Origin of the sequence: Formosa sp. S-31 (assembly GCF_051172795.1) — a bacterium.
In the GTDB taxonomy this organism is placed as follows: domain Bacteria; phylum Bacteroidota; class Bacteroidia; order Flavobacteriales; family Flavobacteriaceae; genus Formosa.
Window position 1 is genome coordinate 177,418 of sequence record NZ_JAENDK010000007.1, and the last position, 20,148, is coordinate 197,565.

Sequence of the window (20,148 nt, forward strand, 5' to 3'; positions counted from 1 at the left end):
TAAGAATGCAATATGACTTTAAGAAAATAAAAAATGCCTTGAAAACATTTAGTCTTCAAGGCATCTATTTAAATTATATCGTTTCTGTTTATTTAAAGAAAGAATCTACAAATTCGTATTTATTAAACACCTGGAGGTCGTTAATCCCTTCTCCTACACCAATATATTTTACCGGTATTTTAAACTGATCGCTGATACCAATAACAACTCCACCTTTAGCTGTACCGTCTAATTTGGTTACCGCTAATGAAGTTACTTCGGTAGCTGCGGTAAATTGTTTGGCCTGCTCAAAAGCATTCTGCCCCGTAGAACCATCGAGTACTAACAGAACATCGTGCGGCGCATCTCCAATTACTTTTTGCATAACGCGTTTAACCTTGGTTAACTCGTTCATTAAATTGATTTTATTATGCAAACGTCCGGCTGTATCTATAATAATTACATCTGCATCCTGAGACACACCAGATTGAAGTGCATCAAAAGCTACCGATGCAGGATCACTCCCCATAGCTTGTTTTACAATAGGAACTTCCACTCGGTCAGCCCAAACCTGTAGCTGGTCTATAGCGGCTGCCCTAAATGTATCGGCAGCACCAAGCACAACTTTTAAACCTTGCTTTTTAAACTGATATGCCAGCTTTCCTATTGTGGTCGTTTTACCAACACCATTAACACCAACAACCATTAACACATAAGGCGTCTTAGCACCATTGGCTTGTGGAGCCAACTTTGGAATAGTATATTCTGTTTCTTCGCCAGAATTCGTTTCAGATAATAAGCCGGCTATTTCTTCACGAAGAATCAGATTTAATTCTTCTGTTCCTAAATATTTATCGCGAGCTACACGTTCTTCAATACGTTCTATGACCTTTAATGTTGTATTTACACCAACATCGCTGGACACTAAAATTTCTTCTAAGTTATCTAAAACATCATCATCTACTTTAGATTTTCCGGCAACTGCCTTACTTAGCTTATCGAAAAAAGTGGCTTTAGATTTTTCAAGACCTTTATCTAATGTTTCCTTTTTTTCTGAAGAAAATATTTTTTTAAAAAAGCTCATCGATTATTATTTAGTTTTTTGTTTTACACAGATAATCTCCTATCTATATAAAACAAATCATTTAAAGAGTTTCGCCCAAATTTATCGTTAAACAAAACGACAAAAGGCTTCTATTTTAAATGTAAATATAAAACAAAAGCCGCTTTCAAAATTGAAAGCAGCTTAAATATCTTAAGTATTGATAAAAAATATAATTATTTTTTATTCAAGAAGTCGTTTACTTGCTCAGGTGTCATGATTGCTTCAACAAAAGTATAAGCTCCAGTCTTATCAGACTTAACCATTTTAATAGCTTTTGTTAATCTTTTAGACCCTGTTTGTAATGATGCTACTGCTTTCTTTGCCATGACTCAATTATTTTATTTCTTTATGAATAGTCATTCTCTTTAAGATAGGATTGAATTTTTTAATTTCCATTCTATCCGGAGTATTCTTCTTATTCTTTGTAGTAATATATCTAGAAGTTCCCGCCATTCCAGATTCTTTGTGCTCTGTACACTCTAATATTACTTGAACTCTGTTACCTTTCTTTGCCATTATTCTATAATTTTAAAAGTGGCTTATTTTAAAAACCCTTTAGATTTAGCTTCTTTTATAGCAGCAGAAATCCCTATTTTGTTAATAGTTTTTAATGCTGAAGTAGATACTTTTAAAGTTACCCACTTATCTTCTTCTGGAATGTAAAAACGCTTTTTAACTAAATTCGCATCAAACTTGCGCTTAGTTTTGTTCATAGCGTGAGACACGTTGTTTCCTACCATTGCCTTCTTACCTGTAAGTTCACAAACTCTTGACATTCTTTCTAAACTTTAAATGTTGTTATTTCAAAACGAGGTGCAAATATACAAATTCTTTGCTTTATAACAATTTAAATGTTATCTATTTTTAAAAATTTCTTTCTGAAGTAATTCTAAGGCTTTATTTACCGCCTTATTTATCACTTTTATACGATGATTTCCCAAATTAAATTTTTCAGAATACACACCTTTTTTAGAGGCTATTGCAATGAATACGGTTCCTAATTCTTCTTTATCATCTCCAGCTGTAGGCCCTGCATTTCCGGTTGTAGCAATAGCGTAATCTGTTTTAAACAACTGCAGTGCTTGATTAGCCATTGCCTCGGCAACAGAGGCACTTACCACTCCGTGCGTTTCAATAAGGGCCTGCGGAATTTTCAAAACCTCAATTTTAGCCTGAGTTGCATAACTCACCACACTACCTTTAAAAAACTGAGATGCGCCAGCATGAGCTGTAAACTGCTCGGCAATTTTTCCTCCGGTACAACTTTCTGCTGTGGCTAAAGTTTTACCGTCTTTAGCTAATAATTTTCCGATTTGCTCTTCCAGAGAATTCTCTTCACCTTCAACACCAACAAAAATGTCTTGTATTTGTGGCATTAAAAGCTGCTCTTGTCTATCCATTTCCTTCAGGATAGCTTCTTTATCCATTCCCTTTGCAGACAACCTCAGCCTTACTTTCCCTAAATTTGGCAAATATGCCAGTTTTATAGGTCCGGGTAAAGCCTCCTCCCAGACTTCCAGGCGTTCGGCCAATGCACTTTCTCCCAGACCGTATGTAACGTAAGTTTTATGTACAATAAACGGACATTTGAATTTCTGTCGAAGCTCAGGAATTACCGTATCATCAATAAGCGCTTTCATTTCGAATGGCACACCTGGCAAAGACACAAAAACTTTACCATTATTTTCTATCCACATCCCAGGAGCTGTTCCATACTCATTATGTAACACTTTAGCTTTAGAGGGTACTAAAGCCTGATTTCTGTTTAATTGCGAAATAGGATTGGACGAATATCTTGCAAAGATACCTTCTACATGCTCTAAAACTCTAGTATCTTCCTGTAATGTATCGTTAAAATACTCTGCAATGGTATGCTTAGTAATATCGTCTTTTGTTGGTCCTAAACCTCCTGTTATAATAATAATGTCAGCATGATTCTCAGCTGCTTTTAAAGTCTGCAAAATATGCTCTTTATCATCCTGAACAGAAGTAATCTGAAATACCGAAACACCTATTCTGTTTAAAGCCTTGGCTATGTAAGCCGAATTTGTATCGATAATTTGGCCGATAAGAATTTCATCGCCAATAGTAATAATTTCTGCCTGCATTATTCTAAATCAAAGTCCGATTTAATCTCAGAAACCGCTTTTTCAATAGCTGTAACCACCTTTTCAAAACTAGTAGTTATATCTAAATCTGTTTTTTCAAACTTACCCCAGTCCTGAATTTCGATAACATCATCTAATACGCCGAGTTCAAACAAATCGACAGTTGGTTTCAATTTATGGGCTATTTGATAGGAATTATTGTAGTCCTTAGTCTTTACAGCATCAATTAAAAGATTCAGGTCTTCGGGCACTTCTTCAATAAAAGTCATGGCTAACGCTTTAACAAAATCCTCATCATTATCAGCCAGTTCTCTCACTCTATACAACTTGTAATGTCGTTCCATAATTATTTTACAGTTATTGAAAACATCTGTTTATCTTCTATAAATCCTTGAAGTATATCATTTGGAGCTACGGGACCTACTCCAGCAGGCGTACCTGTAAAGATAATATCTCCTATCTTTAAAGTGAAATATTTCGAAACACATTCTATCAACTCATCGATTTTCCAGAGCATGTGACTTGTATTTCCGTTTTGGACAGTATTTTCGTTCTTTTTTAATGAAAAATTAATGTTATTTAAATCTGAAAACTGTTCTTTCGACAACCATTTACCTATAACAGCCGCTCCATCGAAAGATTTAGCCTTTTCCCAGGGCAATCCTTTTGCTTTTAATTTTGCTTGCAAATCTCTTGCCGTAAAATCAATTCCCAAGCCAATTTCATCATAATATTTATGAGCAAATTTTTTATCTATGTATTTTCCTACTTTATTAATCTTAACTAAAACCTCCACTTCATAATGCACATCTTCGGAAAAATCAGGAATAAAGAACGGTTGCTTTTTTAGTAAAATTGCGGTGTCCGGCTTTAAGAATACAACCGGATCTTCCGGTTTTTCATTTTCCAGTTCAGCAATATGCTCGGTATAATTCCTACCTATACAAATAAGTTTCATTGTAAATAACTTAAATTAATTCAACTTATTATTAAAACTTCTTAATTTAATTGCTGTAAGCACTTTTTTGGTATAAAGCGGAAAATCTGCATTTAACAACCACCCAAAGTATCCCGGCTCGTCATTTAACACATCTACTACTTTTTTGTTTTTATGTTTTCCGAAAGAAAAGCACTCCTCTCCTTCCTTATTAAACACTATAAAACCTGCAAAATCGGCAAACTGCTTTCTAGTACTGAATTCTGACAGGAACTTAGTACTGTTTTCCAGCTCCTCGTATTTCTCTACCTGCGCTTTTAAAACTTCATAAGTTGCCAAAGTATCGGCTGCTGCACTATGAGCATTTTCCAGATTCTTATCACAATAAAATTTATACGCAGCGCTTAAGGTACGTTGTTCCATTTTATGAAAAATAGTCTGAACATCTACTGTTAAGGTATTTTTCATGTCAAAATCGATTTCGGCTCTTAACATTTCTTCAGCTAAAAGCGGAATATCAAAACGATTAGAATTAAACCCTCCCAGATCTGAATCCTTAATCATATTGTAAATTTCTTTTGCCAGGGTTTTAAATGTAGGAGCATCGGCCACATCGGCATCTGAAATACCATGAATCTCTGAAACTTCCTTAGGAATGGGCATTTCCGGATTTACCAACCAGGTTTTAGACTCTTCCTTTCCATCTGGATACACTTTTAAAATAGCAATTTCTACAATTCTGTCTTTGGAAATATTAACCCCTGTTGTTTCCAGGTCGAAAAAACAAATGGGCTTTTTTAGATTAAGGCTCATCAAATTATTATTTTTTAAGGATGCTAATTTACTAAATGTAATTGGGCTAAAATATAAAACCCAACTGAAATCAGTTGGGTTCACATTATATTAACAATTTGTACTTAGATTTCTCGATTACTATCCCAGGCCTCAAGATAGTCTTTAACAGCTTTCACAAACTGTCCGCCTAAAGCACCATTCACTACACGATGATCGTAAGAATGAGACAGGAACATTCTATAACGTATTCCAATAAAATCGCCTTCTGGTGTTTCTACTACTGCTGGCACCTTACGAATAGCACCTAAAGCAAGTATTCCAACCTGAGGCTGATTAATAATAGGTGTCCCCATAATACTACCAAAAGTCCCTACATTAGTTACAGTGTAAGTTCCTCCCTGAATATCGTCTGGTTTTAATTTATTTTGTCTTGCTCTGTTTGCCAGATCATTTACTTTTTTAGTCATTCCAACTAAATTTAACTGATCAGCATTTTTTATAACCGGTACAATTAAATTACCATCAGGTAAAGCCGCTGCCATCCCCAGATTAATATTCTTCTTTTTAATAATGGTATCCCCTTGCAAAGAAATATTCATTAAAGGAAAATCTCTTAAAGCCTTAGCAATAGCCTCCATAAAAATTGGAGTAAAAGTTAAATTCTCGCCTTCACGTTTATAAAACGCATCTTTAACCTTTTTGCGCCAGTTCCAGATATTTGTAACATCTGCTTCAATAAAACTTTGAACATGAGCTGATGTTTGAACTGATTCAACCATATGATGAGCAATTAATTTACCCATTCTACTCATTTCTATAATTTCATCCTCGCCTGAAGCTACCACCGGAGCTACTTCTGATTTAACCGGAGTGGATTTAGCAACTTCTTTTACTTCTGATTGCTGCCCTTGAACAGAAGCAGTTGGTTTCGAACTTCTGCTACTTAAATAATTCAGAATATCATTTTTAGTAACTCTCCCGTCTTTACCTGTCCCTAAAATAGCATCTAACTCTTCCTGTCCTACACCTTCTTCTTTTGCTATATTTTTGACTAAAGGAGAATAAAAACGGTCTTCATTAGAAACAATAGCCGAACTAACAGTTTCTTTTGCCTGGCTAACGGTATTTTCAACTTCTTCTACTTTAGCATCTTCTTCCGGCTGAGCCTCTTCATTTGAGGTTTCCGCTGTAGTCTCACTAGCTTCACCTTCTGTTTCTATTATTGCTATAGTTTGTCCTACCTGTACAACATCATCTGCACTGAACAATTTTTCGATTAATACACCTTCAACATCACTTGGCACTTCACTATCTACCTTATCGGTAGCAATTTCCAATACCGCTTCATCCGCTTCAATAGTATCTCCGACCTCTTTTAACCATGATGTTATTGTCGCTTCTGCAACACTTTCTCCCATTTTTGGTAATTTCAGCTCTACTTTTGCCATATTCTTAATAAAAAGATGTTAATTAATTATTGCTTGCGAAATTAATAAAAAAAACCACATTTTAGCAAATTATATTCAATGAAATATTCAGAATACAAAACTGTATTTTTTAAATTGAAGTCTTAAAATTTTATAATTTCTCCTCTAGAAACTGCATTATCGCTTCCTAAAGCAAAGTTAGCATTATAAGGAATAATTCTAAAGGTTAAGGACTTTTTAAATCCGTTTTTTTTAAGAAATTCGACAATTTCTTTAAAAGTCAACACATTACAATCCAGAATATATTGTTGAAATTCATTAATATTTAAAACCGTATTAACGACTTGAACCGGTTTTTCCATCTTCAACAACAACTTTTCCATACTTCTATTGGAAACAATAACAACTGAGTCGACTTTTACGGGAGTTATTTTAGGCTGAAGATTTAACAGGATTAAACTTTTTATTGCCAGGTTAACACATACATCCTGCAACCTATTAAGCTTAAAATGCTTTTTATAAAAAATACGCATAGCGCCGTTAAAACGCTTTGCATATACTCGATTTCTTAAGGTACTTTCTCCTTTATAATGAATTACTGTAGTGTCTCCAAAATAAAAATTATTAAACCCCGCCTTTAAAATTTTATAGGATAAATCTACATCTTCACCATACATAAAATAATCTTCATCCAGTCCACCCACGGCCAGATATACAGCTTTAGGCATAAGCATAAATGCCCCTACAAGAACATCCACTTTAGAAATGTCTTCTTCTCTTATGTGATTAGCATAATACAGTGATGGATTACCAAAAATCTTATTAATAGCAACTTTAGGTGTTGGCACATTACGTTTACTCTCAGGTAAAAATCTTCCAGCCCCATCTATTAACTGGCAACCTATAGCTCCTAAATACGATTGCTCATCGGCAAATTTCAAAATTTTAGTAAAAGTATCTTCTGCGACTACCGTATCCGGATTTAAAAGACAAACATATTCCCCTTGCGCCTGTGCTACACCAATATTATTTCCTTTTGAAAACCCTGAATTTTCTTTGTTTGCAATTAGCAGAACCTCTGGAAACAATTGTTTAACCATTGCACAACTATCATCGGTGGAACAATTATCTACAACTATAATTTCTGAATCAATATCCTTAAGCGCAGCAACGACACTTCGCAGACACAATTCCAAAAAGTAACGCACATTATAGTTTAAAATGACTATAGAAAGTTTCAAACCGAATTAAGATTTTAAGGAACTTACAAAAGGAATACGATTTAAAATACTGCGGCCTAAAGTAACCTCATCCGCATACTCTAACTCATCACCAACCGATATACCTCTGGCTATAGTGGAAGTCACCACATCAAAATCCTGTATTTGTTTGTAAATGTAAAAGTTTGTAGTATCGCCTTCCATTGTAGAGCTCAACGCAAAAATTAACTCTTTAACGCGTCCCTCTTTTACTTTATTTATTAAAGGTAATATGTTTAAATCGTGAGGACCGATACCATCCATTGGCGAAATTTTTCCTCCAAGAACATGATACAACCCCTTAAAAGAACTTGTATTTTCAATAGCCATAACATCGCGAATATCTTCTACCACGCAAATAATGTCGTCCTGACGTCTTGGATTGGAACAGATTTCGCATAATTCGTTATCGCTAATATTATTACACGATTTACAGAATTTAATTTCCGTTCTCATATTAAGTAATGCCTGCGCCAATTGAATGGTTTGAGATTCTGGCTGTCTTAACAAATGAAGCACTAAACGCAAGGCAGTTCGCTTACCAACTCCTGGTAATTGCGACATTTCTTTTACCGCCTTTTCAAGTAATTTTGAAGAAAATTCCATAGGCTTCAAATTTACAATTTTAGTTTTAAGAATTGTTCATATCCCATTCTAATTTGTATTTTGGACTGCGAAAACTAACTTATGAGCGCGTCACAAATTATTTTACTTATCGCCGCCTATTTTGGGCTTTTAATTTTAATTTCTTATTTCACCGGAAAAAAAAGCGACAACAGTGCATTTTTCCAAGGGAACAAACAATCGCCATGGTACGTTGTAGCTTTTGGAATGATTGGAGCCTCGCTTTCGGGAGTTACTTTTATTTCCGTTCCTGGCTGGATTGAAGCTTCTCAATTTAGTTACATGCAGGTGGTTTTTGGATATATTATAGGCTACCTAGTTATTGGCACCATATTACTACCGCTTTATTACCGTTTAAATTTAACTTCAATTTATACTTATTTAGAAGAACGGTTTGGTAATTACGCTTATAAAACAGGCGCTTCTTTCTTTTTGATTTCCAGAATCGTAGGAGCTAGTTTCAGATTGTTTTTAGTTGCCAATGTACTTCAAATTATTCTGTTTGATGATTTAGGTATTCAATTCTGGCAAACAGTGACCATAACAGTATTACTCATCTGGCTTTACACGTTTAAATCTGGTATAAAAACCATAGTATGGACCGACACGCTTCAAACACTTTTTATGCTTACAGCTGTTGGTGTAGCCATTTATTCAGTTAGTCAGGATATAAATCTTAATGGCAAAACGGCATTAAATTTTGTTTTAGATAGTGATTTATCCAGAATGTTCTTTTTCGACGATTTTAAAACAGCCGATTACTTCTGGAAACAATTTATTTCCGGTGCTTTTATAGCCATAGTCATGACCGGTTTAGATCAGGATATGATGCAAAAAAACCTGACCTGTAAAACCCTAAAAGATGCACAAAAAAACATGTTTTGGTTTACCATAGTTTTAACCATTACAAATTTCGTTTTTTTAAGTCTTGGACTATTATTAACTGTTTACGCCAAACAAAATGGAATAGATGCCCATAAAGACGATTTATTCCCGGTATTAGCCAAAGAACACCTAGGTATTGGGGTCTTTATTTTCTTTTTACTGGGATTAATTGCAGCAGCTTACAGTAGTGCAGATAGTGCTTTAACATCTTTAACCACATCTTTTAGCATCGATATTTTAGACATAGAAAAAAAACACGATAAACCTACGCAGGTAAAAATCAGAAAACGCATTCACGTCCTTATTTCCTTACTCTTAATTCTGGTAATAATTGTTTTTAAATATATTATAAAGGATGAAAGCGTAATTGCCAAACTATTTGTTTTTGCGGGTTACACTTACGGTCCGCTTTTAGGACTTTACAGTTTTGGGTTATTTACCAAATGGGCTATAAAAGACAAAATGGTTCCATTTATTGCGGTATTATCTCCAATCCTCTCCTATATTATTAGCCTGAACAGTTTAAAATGGTTTGGATTTGAATTTGGATTCTTTATTTTAATTTTAAACGGGGCATTAACCTTTTTAGGTTTAATACTGATTCGTAGAAAGCAACACTAAAGTACAAGCTACTTCATATTGAATATGATGTTTTGCTAACACCTCATAAAATTCCGGATTTTCGGTACCTGGATTAAAGATGACACGTTTTGGTTTTAAATGTATTATGTAATTATAAAAGGCCTCCTGCCGTTTAGGATTTAGATACAACGTTACTGTATGCACATCTGCAAATAGCCTTAAATTTGTTTCTATACTTACGCCTTCAACTTCTCCTTTTCTCAAACCAATAGCATAAGTAGGTTGTCCTGACTGAACTAATTTACGAATTGCCATATTAGAATATCGTGCGGGATTTAAAGAAGCACCCAAGACCAAGGTTGATTTTTTCATAGCTTAAAAATGTTAAGACAGTCAAATTTATGTAACAAAACAGAATTTAGAAAGTCCTTATTATATCAATCAAAACAAACGAACACTAAAATATTCAAAATATTAAAAACCATCTATTTTGTTAAGTTAACAATTTTAAAACTCCATTTTAAATAATGATGGTTAGTGTTAAAAATGAGAGTTTTAATCAAGGAAACCCGGTATTTTACATCCCGGGTTTCTATTTTTTCGACTAAAAGTGTTAAAATTCGTTAAATACTGTAAATCAAAGCAATAGAAAAAGACAAATTTTCGTTAACTTTAAGTATAACATTAAGCGATATATTATTTTTTTATTTGAATTAGTCTTCTTACCAAAATTGTGTACTCGCAATCCAATGTTAGTTTAAGGATTGATTATTAGCATATAAAAAAAGCCAAAACATCTGTTTTGGCTTTTTTGTTTCATTTAAGTTTTACCATTTAATTATAGCACTACCCCAGGTAAATCCACTACCAAAGGCAGCTAAAACAACTGTATCTCCTTCTTTTATTTTCCCCTGCTCCCACGCTTCTGTTAGTGCAATTGGAATAGATGCCGCAGTCGTGTTTCCATATTTCATAATATTATTAAACACCTGACTATTGTCCAGTTTAAATTTATTTTGAATAAACTGAGCTATTCTTAAATTGGCCTGATGCGGAATTAACATATCAATATCCTGTGCAGTCAGATTATTAGCACCAAGGCCTTCCATAATAACCTCACTAAATCGAACTACTGCATTTTTAAATACATATTGACCGTTCATATATGGATAATAACTTTCATCATTTGGGTCATTATCCTTCAAAATATCATCTACCCAACGTGTACCCATTCCAGGAGCAAGTAAAGCTAATTCTTCGGCGTGTTCTCCTTCGGAATGCAAATGTGTAGACAAAATTCCTTTCGACGAATCCTCACTCCTACTTAAAACAGCCGCTCCAGCGCCGTCTCCAAAAATCACAGAAACTCCGCGACCTCTTGTGGTTTTATCCAAGCCTTTAGAATGTAACTCTGAACCAATAACCAATATATTTTTGTACATACCTGTTTTTATAAACTGGTCTGCTACAGAAAGGCCGTATATAAAGCCGGAGCATTGATTCCTAACATCTATAGCGCCAACAGTTTTTATTCCCAAAGCCTTTTGAACCTGTACTCCGGGACCTGGAAAATAATAATCTGGACTCAAGGTGGCAAACACAATAAAATCGATATCATCTTTATCTATTCCTGCACGTTCAATTGCTATTTTTGCAGCCTTTATGCCCATAACGGAAGTAGTATCTCCCGATTCTGAAGTTACCCAACGGCGTTCTTTAATACCGGTTCGTTCCTGAATCCACTCATCATTAGTATCCATTATTTTCGACAAATCATCGTTTGTCACCACATTGTCCGGCACATAATACCCGAGACCGGTAATTTTTGAATTGTACATAAATTTTATTGTTATGAAGATTTCTCTACCTCTTTTTTGAAATATTCTCAGTAGAATAATCAAATTTAAACATTTTAGCCGTAATAGTTTTCTAAATACACATTGGATTATTTAAAAAATTCGGCCAGCGATTTTCTCTACTTTATCGATTTCATTATTTCCATCCAATGCCACTTTGTCACCTTTTCATCCTTGGTATTTTTTTTGTCTATCTAAAGTCAAGAAATAAATCATTTTTAAAAATATACATATTATGGCAAAAGGAAGTATTAATGTTTCGGTAGAGAATATCTTTCCATTAATTAAAAAGTTCCTGTACAGCGATCACGAAATCTTTTTACGTGAATTAATTAGTAACGGAACAGATGCAACTTTAAAACTAAAACACCTTACAAGTATTGGTGAAGCCACAGTAGAATATGGCGACCCTAAAATTGAAGTTAAAATAGATAAAGAGAATAAAAAACTTCATATTATAGATCAGGGATTAGGAATGACAGCTGAAGAAGTTGAAAAATACATTAATCAGGTTGCCTTTTCGGGAGCTGAAGAATTTTTAGATAAATATAAAGACTCTGCTAAAGACTCTGGAATTATTGGTCATTTTGGTTTAGGTTTCTATTCTGCCTTTATGGTAGCTGATAAAGTTGAGATTATTACAAAATCTTACAAAGATGAACCTGCTGCACACTGGACCTGCGATGGCTCTCCTGAGTTTAGTCTCGAAACTTCAGACAAAACAGAAAGAGGTACTGAAATAATTCTTCATATCGCAGAAGACTCTACAGAGTTTTTAGAAGAGTCACGTATAAGTAGCCTACTTTCTAAATACAATAAATTCATGCCTATTCCAATTAAATTTGGAACCAAGGAAATCAACGATCCTGAGCATGAACCTGCTACGATTACAGATAAAGACGGTAAAGAAACTAAAGAACCTCAGCGTAAAATAACTGTAGACAATATTATAAATAACCCTAACCCAGCATGGACCAAACAACCTGCTGATTTAGAAACTGAAGATTACCAGAATTTCTACAGAGAGTTATACCCAATGCAGTTTGAGGAGCCTCTATTCCACATCCATTTAAATGTAGATTATCCTTTCAATCTAACCGGAATTTTATACTTCCCTAAGATGACAAACGATATGAGCATTCAAAAAGATAAAATTCAACTATACCAGAATCAGGTATTCGTTACAGATAATGTGGAAGGTATAGTTCCTGAATTTTTAACTATGCTAAGAGGTGTTATAGATTCTCCTGACATTCCGTTAAATGTATCGCGTTCCTATTTACAGGCGGACGGTGCAGTTAAGAAAATTTCATCTTATATCACAAGAAAAGTTGCCGATAAATTAAAATCGTTATTCAACAATAACCGTGAAGATTTTGAAGCTAAATGGAACGATATTAAAATTGTTATCGAATACGGAATGTTGTCTGAAGATAAATTCTTCGACAAAGCAGAAGCTTTCGCACTTTACCCAACCGTAGATGGCAAGTACTACACTTACGAAGAGTTAACAAATAAAATAAAAGAAAACCAAACCGATAAAGATGGTAAACTTGTTATTTTATACGCTTCTAACGAAGACGCTCAACACAGTTATATAGAAGAAGCTAAGGCAAAAGATTATGAAGTCTTATTGCTAGACTCTCCTATTGTTTCTCACTTAATGCAAAAACTTGAAGGGACTAAGGAAAACATTACATTCTCACGCGTTGACGCAGATCACATTGACAACTTAATTAAAAAGGAAGACACCAAAATCTCTAAATTAAGTGAAGATGAGAAAAAGAAACTGGAAGACGTATTAAAGGAAACTATTCCTTCAGATAAATTTATGGTTCAGTTAGAAACAATGGATAGTGAAGCCTCTCCGTTTATAATAACGCAACCGGAATTTATGCGTCGAATGAAAGAGATGCAACAAACCGGAGGCGGAGGAATGTTTGGTATGGGTAATATGCCGGAAATTTATAATCTGGTAGTTAATACAAATGCTCCTTTAGTATCAGATATTTTAAATACTGAAGCTAAAGAAGATCAGACAAGATTAATAAAACAAAGTTTAGATTTAGCACGTTTATCTCAGGGCTTATTAAAAGGTGAAGAACTGACAAACTTCATCAAGAGAAGTTACAGCATGATAAAATAACACGCTGAATAACATAAATCAACAAATGACCGTTTATCTAAAAACGGTCATTTTTTTTGCCTAAAACACTGAAAAAGACTAACTTCAATTTACAACATAAGCTTAATCAAAATTTTTCAAATCACCTAAAACCACTCAGTCATGAAAAAAACTACGCTTTATTTAACCTTAATTCTGGTTATTTCATTTACAAATCAGATATATTCACAAACCGATTTCGTAACAGGTTTATCTTCTCCTGTAGGTATATTATTAGATGAAAACGAGCTTTACATTGTAGAAAATGAAGCTGGAAAAATATCTAAAATTGATATTACTCAAGAAAGCCCAACACCTGTTGATGTTGTTTCAGGCCTGTCTGGTCCGGCAAGACTTGCCAAATACGGCAACGAATTGTACATCTCTGATTTTGTGGGGGACAAAATTTACAAAATAGACCTAACGGAGTCCTCTCCCTCCTTAACAACAGTTCTTTCTGAATTACAGGGTCCCGATGGAATAGCAATTTATAATAACGAACTGTATTTTACACAGGTGTATGATGGCACTTTATCAAAAATTGATCTAACTAGCGAAACTCCAACAATTGTCGAAGTAGACAATAACCTAACTGGTCCAAAAGACATTTTTGTTTATGAAAATTACCTTTATATTAGTGAATATAATGGAGATAGGATTTCCAGATTTAACCTAACAAGAACAGATGCCGTTCATGATAATGTTATTACAAACCTAGAATCTTGTACCGGTATCTATGTAAAAAACGACAACTTATTTATTACTCTAAGAAATTTAAATAAAATATCTAAAGCCAATATTTCTGGCACGAATCCAGTTGCTAATGATTTTTTATTAAATATTAACGACGGCGTAGGGATTGCAATTAATAATGATGGAACCGAAATGTACATTTCATCTTATGCCGACAATAAAATCATTAAATATACAGATGCCAATTTAGGTATTGAAAACAATGCAATTCAAAAAAATATTAGCATTTCACCTAATCCTGCTACAAGTTATATCTACTTAAATAATTTATCTTCAGTTGAACCGTACACTCTATTAAACCTTCAAGGACAAATTATTCAAGAAAGTTCTCTGCAGCCTAATCAAAATTTAAATATTGAACATTTAAATCCGGGATTATACTTTCTAAAAACAAATCTTCAAACTTTAAAGTTTATAAAAAAGTAATACACTAGATAAAACCTCAAAACAGTATACTCTATTCTGTTTAACACCCAAAAAGCTAATATTAATATTAGCTTTTTTTTTGAATAAATATTTCCTAAATAATTCAATACCCCCATACGAACAACCTTTTCCTTAATTTGAAACTCATAAAGAAATAAATATAAAAACAAGACTATTTCTATTTCAAACAGAAAACATTTTTAACATTTCCCTTACTTTACTTTGATAAAACACTGAAATAGACTACTTTAAAATTCACAAACCAATAACACAACCTTTTTTAACTAACCAAAATTAACTGTAACATGAGACGATTTCTCCTTAATGTCTTAATCATCCTCTTATTTTTTTCATTTCAAAGAATACTTGCTCAAACAGATTTAATTACAAACATATCCTCTCCAGTTGGAATTTTGCTGTATCAGGAGCAATTATACTTTGCAGAGAATTTGGAAGGAAAAATATTGAAAATTGACATTAATTCCGATTCAGCAACTCCTATTGAAGTAGCTTCGGGATTATCTAAACCAGCCAGATTAACTCTAAAAGACAACTATTTATACGTAAGCGAATTTGGAGGAGGAAAGATTTCTAAATTAAATATTGGCGTAGAAAAACCAACTGTAAAAACCATCACTTCTCAATTAGATCGTCCTGATGGCTTATTAATTTATAACAATTACTTATACTTTACAGATTATGGCACAGGAATTTTATATAAAAAAAATATTGAAAATAACTCCCTGCCAATAATTGTAATTGAAGGATTAAAGGGCCCTAGAGATATTAAATTATATAAAAATGAATTATACATCAGCGAATCTAGTAAAGGGGTTATTTCTAAAATAAATTTAGACAATGCCTCCCAATCTTATAAAGTTGTAATTTCAAACATTGAATCTTGTTCTGGGTTTTTAATCAGAAACGATCACTTATTTGTTACCCAAAGGTATTTAAATAAAATATTAAAAATCAACATTAATAATCTTAACACCGAAACAATCCTTTCGAATATTAAAGAGTGTGTAGCGCTTGAAATTAATCAAGAAGAGACAGAACTATACATAGCTTCTTATGCAGACAATAAAATAATTAAGTATTACGATGCTAAATTAAGTATAGAAGACAAACCCTTCGAAAAAAAACTTCTTTTATACCCCAATCCTGTACAAAGCCAAATTCAGTTTAAAAACTTATCCAACCTAACAGCTTATAAATTATTCAATATTCAAGGGCAACAAATAAGTAAAGGTGAATTACTTCCAAAACAAACACTAAATGTAAATTTCTTAAACCCAGGGCTCTATTTCTTAAAAACAGAATCTGAAACCTTTAGATTCATAAAACAATAAGATTTCAAGGCACAAAAAAGCCCCTCGAACTTTTAAAAGTTCGAGGGGCTTTAACGACTAATTCAAATAAAACTTCTATTTAATCATATTAAATTGAGGATTTAATATATTTTAATCTAAATAAGAAACTAGTAATAGTTCGTTATTTTGAACTGCTTTATCAACATCTACGGTAACAGTAGATAATACATTAAAGAATTTACGTCCGTCTGCACGTTTTAAAACAACAGTTTTGTTTCCATTATTTTCTTTAACTTTTACTACTTGAACTTGAACTCCTGCTAAACTATTATAGTTTACAATCGCTCCTCGTTTTAATAAAAAGTTCTTTTGAGGAAATTTAACAGCTGAATATGTTACAGCACTAGGTGCTCCCAATGTAGCAACATCACCTACATTTACTAAAACCGGATTTGTATTCTCTGCTTTTAAGTTTAATCCAAAAACTACCAATACCGCAAAAATCAAAACTTTTTTCATACAAAAAATATTAAATTATTATTATTCTCTTTTTACATTGCAAAAATAACACATATTACTACTCTGAAAAAATTAGAATTCATAATTAATTATTAAAAATTCAAGGGATTTTTCGGCAGTTTTTTACTACAACGTTTTCTTTTAATGTATTAGAGTAAAAGTTTTAAAAATTTATGTTAATTTTATGATACTAACCCATTTTAAACAAACACCTTATGAAGAAAACATTACTTTTAGTTTTTCTAGGATTAGTTATTCTTGGTTCAGCTTATATCGCATTTTTATACTACGTACCATATAGCTCTGGTACACGATCTGGAGAGTTAATAAAAATCAGTAAAAAAGGGGTCATTATTAAAACCTGGGAAGGTGAGATTAGTCAAGGTATTAGTGGTGCCCAGATTTTTGCTTTTTCTGTTTTGGATAAAGACGAAAATGTTATTGAAAAATTAAACGAACTACAAGGACAATATGTTAAACTAAAATATATAGAGCGTTACAAAACCTTTATGATTTGGGGAGACACACGATATTTTGTTACTGAAGTTGTTCCTGACAAATCCCCTCATATTGACAGACGATAAGGACTTGTTAATTCCTACTTATAGAAAGCAAATGCATTAGGTTGCTAATTGAATTTTAGTTAACTTTATGTCAAACTGCATTCAAGATTATGAAGTCGCTTATTCAAAAATTAAAATTCCATAAACATGAAGATGTTTTAATACTTAATGAGCCCGACGACTTCCAACCACTCGTATCTGAGTTGGATGCCACAATAATTTCTTCACTAATAAAAACATCAAGCATTTCTTGCGCCTTATTGTTTATTACATCAAAAAAGCAACTCATTACGCAAATGTTAACGCTTTTCCCTAAACTAAAAGATGATTCTGTTTTATGGATAGCATATCCCAGTAAAACTTCTAAAGCCGAAATTTTGGAATTGTATAATCATGAAGCCTGGGACGAATTAATAGATTACAGATTACAACCTATACGACAAATTGAATTAAATGATGACTGGAATGCCTTACGCTTTAGAAAAATTGAATATCTAAAACTATAATTTTCAAATTCTCGTTCTAAGAATTAACCTATCTTTACCTTGAATAATTTAACATGGTAAAAGACCTATTACAATCCATTGAAATTTTCCTAAAAGGCTCTAGTTTTAATCGTGGACTGATTTTAACCTTAGCGGCAATAGTCCCTTTAATTACATTTCACTATTTAAATTTATTTGCTTTTGCGCCTTCTATTGCTGTAGGAGTATTTTTAAATGCACCAAGTGATATTCCCGGAAGTTTTAAACGCAAAATCTTGGGTATCTTATATAGTATTTTAATTACTATGTTAACTACAGCCCTAATCTTTTTAAGTAAACCTTACCTTGTACTTTTAATTATTGTAATTGCTATTTTATCATTTTGTATTTCGATAATATCAGCCTACGGATTCAGAGCTTCACTTATTTCATTTTCCGGATTACTGGCTATTGTTCTGGCATTAGCGATTCAAAAAGAAACACTCTCAGAAATCTTAATCCATGTCGGTTTAATTGGCGTAGGTGGTTTATGGTATTTAGGATTATCCTTGCTCTTCTACTGGATTTTCCCGAAAAAAGACGATGATCAGTTACTTTCGGATGTGCTTCATTTAACCGGAGAATACCTTAGTACCAGAGCCCTGCTACTTACCCAAAATAAAAATCGAAGTAAACTTCAGAAAGAACTGTTTAAATTACAAACACAGATAAGCGATAAACATGAAACGCTTCGCGAAATACTATTAGCGGAACGTAAACGCTCAGGGCGCTCCCATTTCGATGAAAAACGTGTGCTCATTTTTACTTCCATCATCGATATTTTTGAATTAGCTCTGGCTAACACCTTAGATTATAATAAAATTGACTCCGTATTTGATTCAAAATCTGACTTTTTAAAGCCTTTTCGGGAGTTTAATTTAATCTTGGGAAACCACTTAAAAAAGTTATCCCGAGCCGTTATAACAAGAGACCCGATTCCTGATAAAAATGAATTATTAAAAGCATACTCAAATCTTGAAAAAGGGATTACAGATTATGTTGAACATATTGGATTACCAAAAGCTCGAGAAGGTGCCATGATGTTACACAACCTCGCCGACTATCAAGAGCAATTATTAGAAGAAACTCGTTCTATACGACGAGCACTGGCTAATGTGAAAATCGATTCAAAATTATCGCTAAAGAGTAAGGAAGCGGCACAGTTTATTACGCAGGAAGAATATTCGCCTTCTATAATTATTCAGAATTTAAGTTTTAATTCTCCTATTTTCAGACATTCTTTACGATTAACTGTTGCTATTATTTTAGCATTTGCTTTAGGTAAACTTTTCGATATTAAAAATGCTTATTGGATTATACTCACTTTAATAGTTATTATGAGACCGAATTACGGTTTAACTAAGGAACGAACTATTAATCGTATAATAGGGACTATTATTGGAGCTGTTATAGCAATAGCAATTATAATGATTACTAAAAATGTAGTTGTATATAGCGTTTTGGCCGCACTATCTTTACTCTTTGCATTTGCTTTAATTCAGGAAAATTACAGAATCGGAGCTTTATTTATTACACTCCACATTATTTTTCTGTACGCACTACTCTATCCTGACTCTCTATCGGTTGTAAAATTCAGAGTGATTGATACATTTATAGGTGCCGCTCTTGCCTTGCTAACGACTTATTTTTTGTGGCCAAACTGGGAGTTAAACAACCTAAGCCAGTCACTTAAATCGGTTATAGACCATAACAAATCATATTTACTGGCAACACAAGCGTTATACCACAAAAAATCAGCCACAGCTTTAGAATACAAAAAACCCCGAAAAGATGCATTTTTAGCTATTAGTAATTTAAACGCAGCATTTCAGCGCATTACTCAAGACCCTAAGTCTAAGCAAAAAGAATTAGCCCTTATTTATAAAATTGTAACACTTAACAACACGCTATTAGCAGCTATTGCTTCTATGGGTAGCTTTATAAAAAATCACAAGACCACCGAGGCCTCGACTCATTTCGACGATTTTGTTAAATACATAGAGTTAAATCTTGAAGCTTCATCTGCCATGTTGGGTAATAATTTTAATACAACTAAAGAAAATCAGCCTGACATTTCATCTGCACAATCTAAATTACTTAATTCTTACACCTCCTTATCTGAAGCTCGAAACAAAGAACTAAACGCAGGTGTTACAGATATTACCCCAGAAACTTTAAATTATTTACAAGAGGCTCATTTAATTTATAATCAGCTTACCTGGCTCAAAACCTTATCAGACAATCTTAAAAATTCGACTAAAAAATATGTCGATATTTTCAATTAGCACAAAATAAGCTTCTGCTCATTCCTTTTACATTATCTTTGCAC

The 20,148-nt window shown here is 33.2% G+C and carries 21 protein-coding genes; 7 read left to right on the forward strand and 14 right to left on the reverse strand.

What is annotated here, in order from left to right; genetic code table 11:
- Positions 1–88 precede the first annotated feature (88 nt).
- The 11 genes from ftsY to recR all read right to left on the reverse strand — a co-directional run bounded on the left by ftsY (position 89) and on the right by recR (position 8,216).
- Positions 89–1,063, reverse strand: a complete 975-nt coding sequence (ftsY, locus tag I3217_RS09050) for a signal recognition particle-docking protein FtsY (protein ID WP_435049439.1) — start codon at positions 1,061–1,063, stop codon at positions 89–91.
- Between the two features lie 194 nt (positions 1,064–1,257).
- Positions 1,258–1,410: a DUF4295 domain-containing protein gene (locus I3217_RS09055; protein ID WP_435049440.1), complete on the reverse strand. Its 153-nt coding sequence runs from the start codon at positions 1,408–1,410 to the stop codon at positions 1,258–1,260.
- Positions 1,411–1,417: 7 nt separating this feature from the next.
- Complete coding sequence (gene rpmG / locus I3217_RS09060) at positions 1,418–1,600, reverse strand: 50S ribosomal protein L33 (protein ID WP_435049441.1); 183 nt, start codon at positions 1,598–1,600, stop codon at positions 1,418–1,420.
- A 23-nt stretch (positions 1,601–1,623) separates the two neighbouring features.
- Positions 1,624–1,860 (reverse strand): 50S ribosomal protein L28, encoded by a 237-nt coding sequence (rpmB, locus tag I3217_RS09065; RefSeq protein ID WP_435049442.1) that lies wholly within the window; start codon positions 1,858–1,860, stop codon positions 1,624–1,626.
- A gap of 78 nt (positions 1,861–1,938) precedes the next feature.
- Positions 1,939–3,192 (reverse strand): competence/damage-inducible protein A, encoded by a 1,254-nt coding sequence (locus I3217_RS09070; protein ID WP_435049443.1) that lies wholly within the window; start codon positions 3,190–3,192, stop codon positions 1,939–1,941.
- On the reverse strand, positions 3,192–3,536 hold the full coding sequence (locus I3217_RS09075; protein WP_435049444.1) for an Hpt domain-containing protein: 345 nt from the start codon (positions 3,534–3,536) through the stop codon (positions 3,192–3,194). The genes I3217_RS09070 and I3217_RS09075 overlap by 1 nt, the downstream gene beginning before the upstream one ends.
- Positions 3,537–3,538: 2 nt before the next feature.
- On the reverse strand, positions 3,539–4,150 hold the full coding sequence (locus I3217_RS09080; RefSeq protein WP_435049445.1) for a fumarylacetoacetate hydrolase family protein: 612 nt from the start codon (positions 4,148–4,150) through the stop codon (positions 3,539–3,541).
- A 15-nt stretch (positions 4,151–4,165) separates the two neighbouring features.
- Positions 4,166–4,942 (reverse strand): exonuclease domain-containing protein, encoded by a 777-nt coding sequence (locus tag I3217_RS09085; RefSeq protein WP_435049446.1) that lies wholly within the window; start codon positions 4,940–4,942, stop codon positions 4,166–4,168.
- Between the two features lie 104 nt (positions 4,943–5,046).
- The gene (locus tag I3217_RS09090) at positions 5,047–6,372 is read right to left on the reverse strand and encodes a dihydrolipoamide acetyltransferase family protein (RefSeq protein WP_435049447.1); all 1,326 of its coding nucleotides are present in this window, start codon (positions 6,370–6,372) and stop codon (positions 5,047–5,049) included.
- 122 nt (positions 6,373–6,494) lie between these two features.
- Positions 6,495–7,592: a glycosyltransferase family 2 protein gene (locus I3217_RS09095; RefSeq protein WP_435049448.1), complete on the reverse strand. Its 1,098-nt coding sequence runs from the start codon at positions 7,590–7,592 to the stop codon at positions 6,495–6,497.
- 6 nt (positions 7,593–7,598) lie between these two features.
- Positions 7,599–8,216, reverse strand: coding sequence for a recombination mediator RecR (recR, locus tag I3217_RS09100; protein ID WP_435049449.1), 618 nt, complete (start codon positions 8,214–8,216; stop codon positions 7,599–7,601).
- A gap of 81 nt (positions 8,217–8,297) precedes the next feature.
- On the opposite strand from recR, the gene I3217_RS09105 reads away from it, so the two are divergent.
- Positions 8,298–9,740: a sodium:solute symporter gene (locus I3217_RS09105; protein WP_435049450.1), complete on the forward strand. Its 1,443-nt coding sequence runs from the start codon at positions 8,298–8,300 to the stop codon at positions 9,738–9,740.
- On the opposite strand, the gene I3217_RS09110 is transcribed toward I3217_RS09105, so the two are convergent.
- Both I3217_RS09110 and I3217_RS09115 read right to left on the reverse strand, forming a co-directional pair.
- Positions 9,711–10,073, reverse strand: a complete 363-nt coding sequence (locus I3217_RS09110; RefSeq protein WP_435049451.1) for a CoA-binding protein — start codon at positions 10,071–10,073, stop codon at positions 9,711–9,713. The two genes, I3217_RS09105 and I3217_RS09110, sit on opposite strands and share 30 nt — an antisense overlap.
- 455 nt (positions 10,074–10,528) lie before the next feature.
- Positions 10,529–11,539: a 3-oxoacyl-ACP synthase III family protein gene (locus I3217_RS09115; protein WP_435049452.1), complete on the reverse strand. Its 1,011-nt coding sequence runs from the start codon at positions 11,537–11,539 to the stop codon at positions 10,529–10,531.
- Positions 11,540–11,792: 253 nt separating this feature from the next.
- On the opposite strand from I3217_RS09115, the gene htpG reads away from it, so the two are divergent.
- The 3 genes from htpG to I3217_RS09130 all read left to right on the forward strand — a co-directional run bounded on the left by htpG (position 11,793) and on the right by I3217_RS09130 (position 16,252).
- Positions 11,793–13,703: a molecular chaperone HtpG gene (gene htpG / locus I3217_RS09120; protein ID WP_435049453.1), complete on the forward strand. Its 1,911-nt coding sequence runs from the start codon at positions 11,793–11,795 to the stop codon at positions 13,701–13,703.
- Between the two features lie 141 nt (positions 13,704–13,844).
- On the forward strand, positions 13,845–14,900 hold the full coding sequence (locus I3217_RS09125; RefSeq protein WP_435049454.1) for a T9SS type A sorting domain-containing protein: 1,056 nt from the start codon (positions 13,845–13,847) through the stop codon (positions 14,898–14,900).
- 305 nt (positions 14,901–15,205) lie between these two features.
- Positions 15,206–16,252 carry a T9SS type A sorting domain-containing protein gene (locus tag I3217_RS09130; RefSeq protein ID WP_435049455.1) on the forward strand — a complete coding sequence of 349 codons (1,047 nt, stop codon included), beginning with the start codon at positions 15,206–15,208 and terminating at the stop codon, positions 16,250–16,252.
- Positions 16,253–16,363: 111 nt separating this feature from the next.
- Here the strand turns inward: I3217_RS09130 and I3217_RS09135 are convergent, their stop codons facing one another.
- Positions 16,364–16,732 carry a hypothetical protein gene (locus I3217_RS09135; RefSeq protein WP_435049456.1) on the reverse strand — a complete coding sequence of 123 codons (369 nt, stop codon included), beginning with the start codon at positions 16,730–16,732 and terminating at the stop codon, positions 16,364–16,366.
- Positions 16,733–16,947: 215 nt separating this feature from the next.
- Here I3217_RS09135 and I3217_RS09140 point away from each other — a divergent pair, with 215 nt between their 5' ends.
- The 3 genes from I3217_RS09140 to I3217_RS09150 all read left to right on the forward strand — a co-directional run bounded on the left by I3217_RS09140 (position 16,948) and on the right by I3217_RS09150 (position 20,104).
- Entirely contained in the window at positions 16,948–17,316 is a 369-nt protein-coding gene (locus I3217_RS09140; RefSeq protein ID WP_435049457.1) for a 6-phosphogluconate dehydrogenase, read from the forward strand.
- Positions 17,317–17,405: 89 nt separating this feature from the next.
- Positions 17,406–17,801: a hypothetical protein gene (locus I3217_RS09145; protein WP_435049458.1), complete on the forward strand. Its 396-nt coding sequence runs from the start codon at positions 17,406–17,408 to the stop codon at positions 17,799–17,801.
- Between the two features lie 53 nt (positions 17,802–17,854).
- Complete coding sequence (locus tag I3217_RS09150) at positions 17,855–20,104, forward strand: FUSC family membrane protein (RefSeq protein WP_435049459.1); 2,250 nt, start codon at positions 17,855–17,857, stop codon at positions 20,102–20,104.
- Positions 20,105–20,148: the final 44 nt, after the last annotated feature.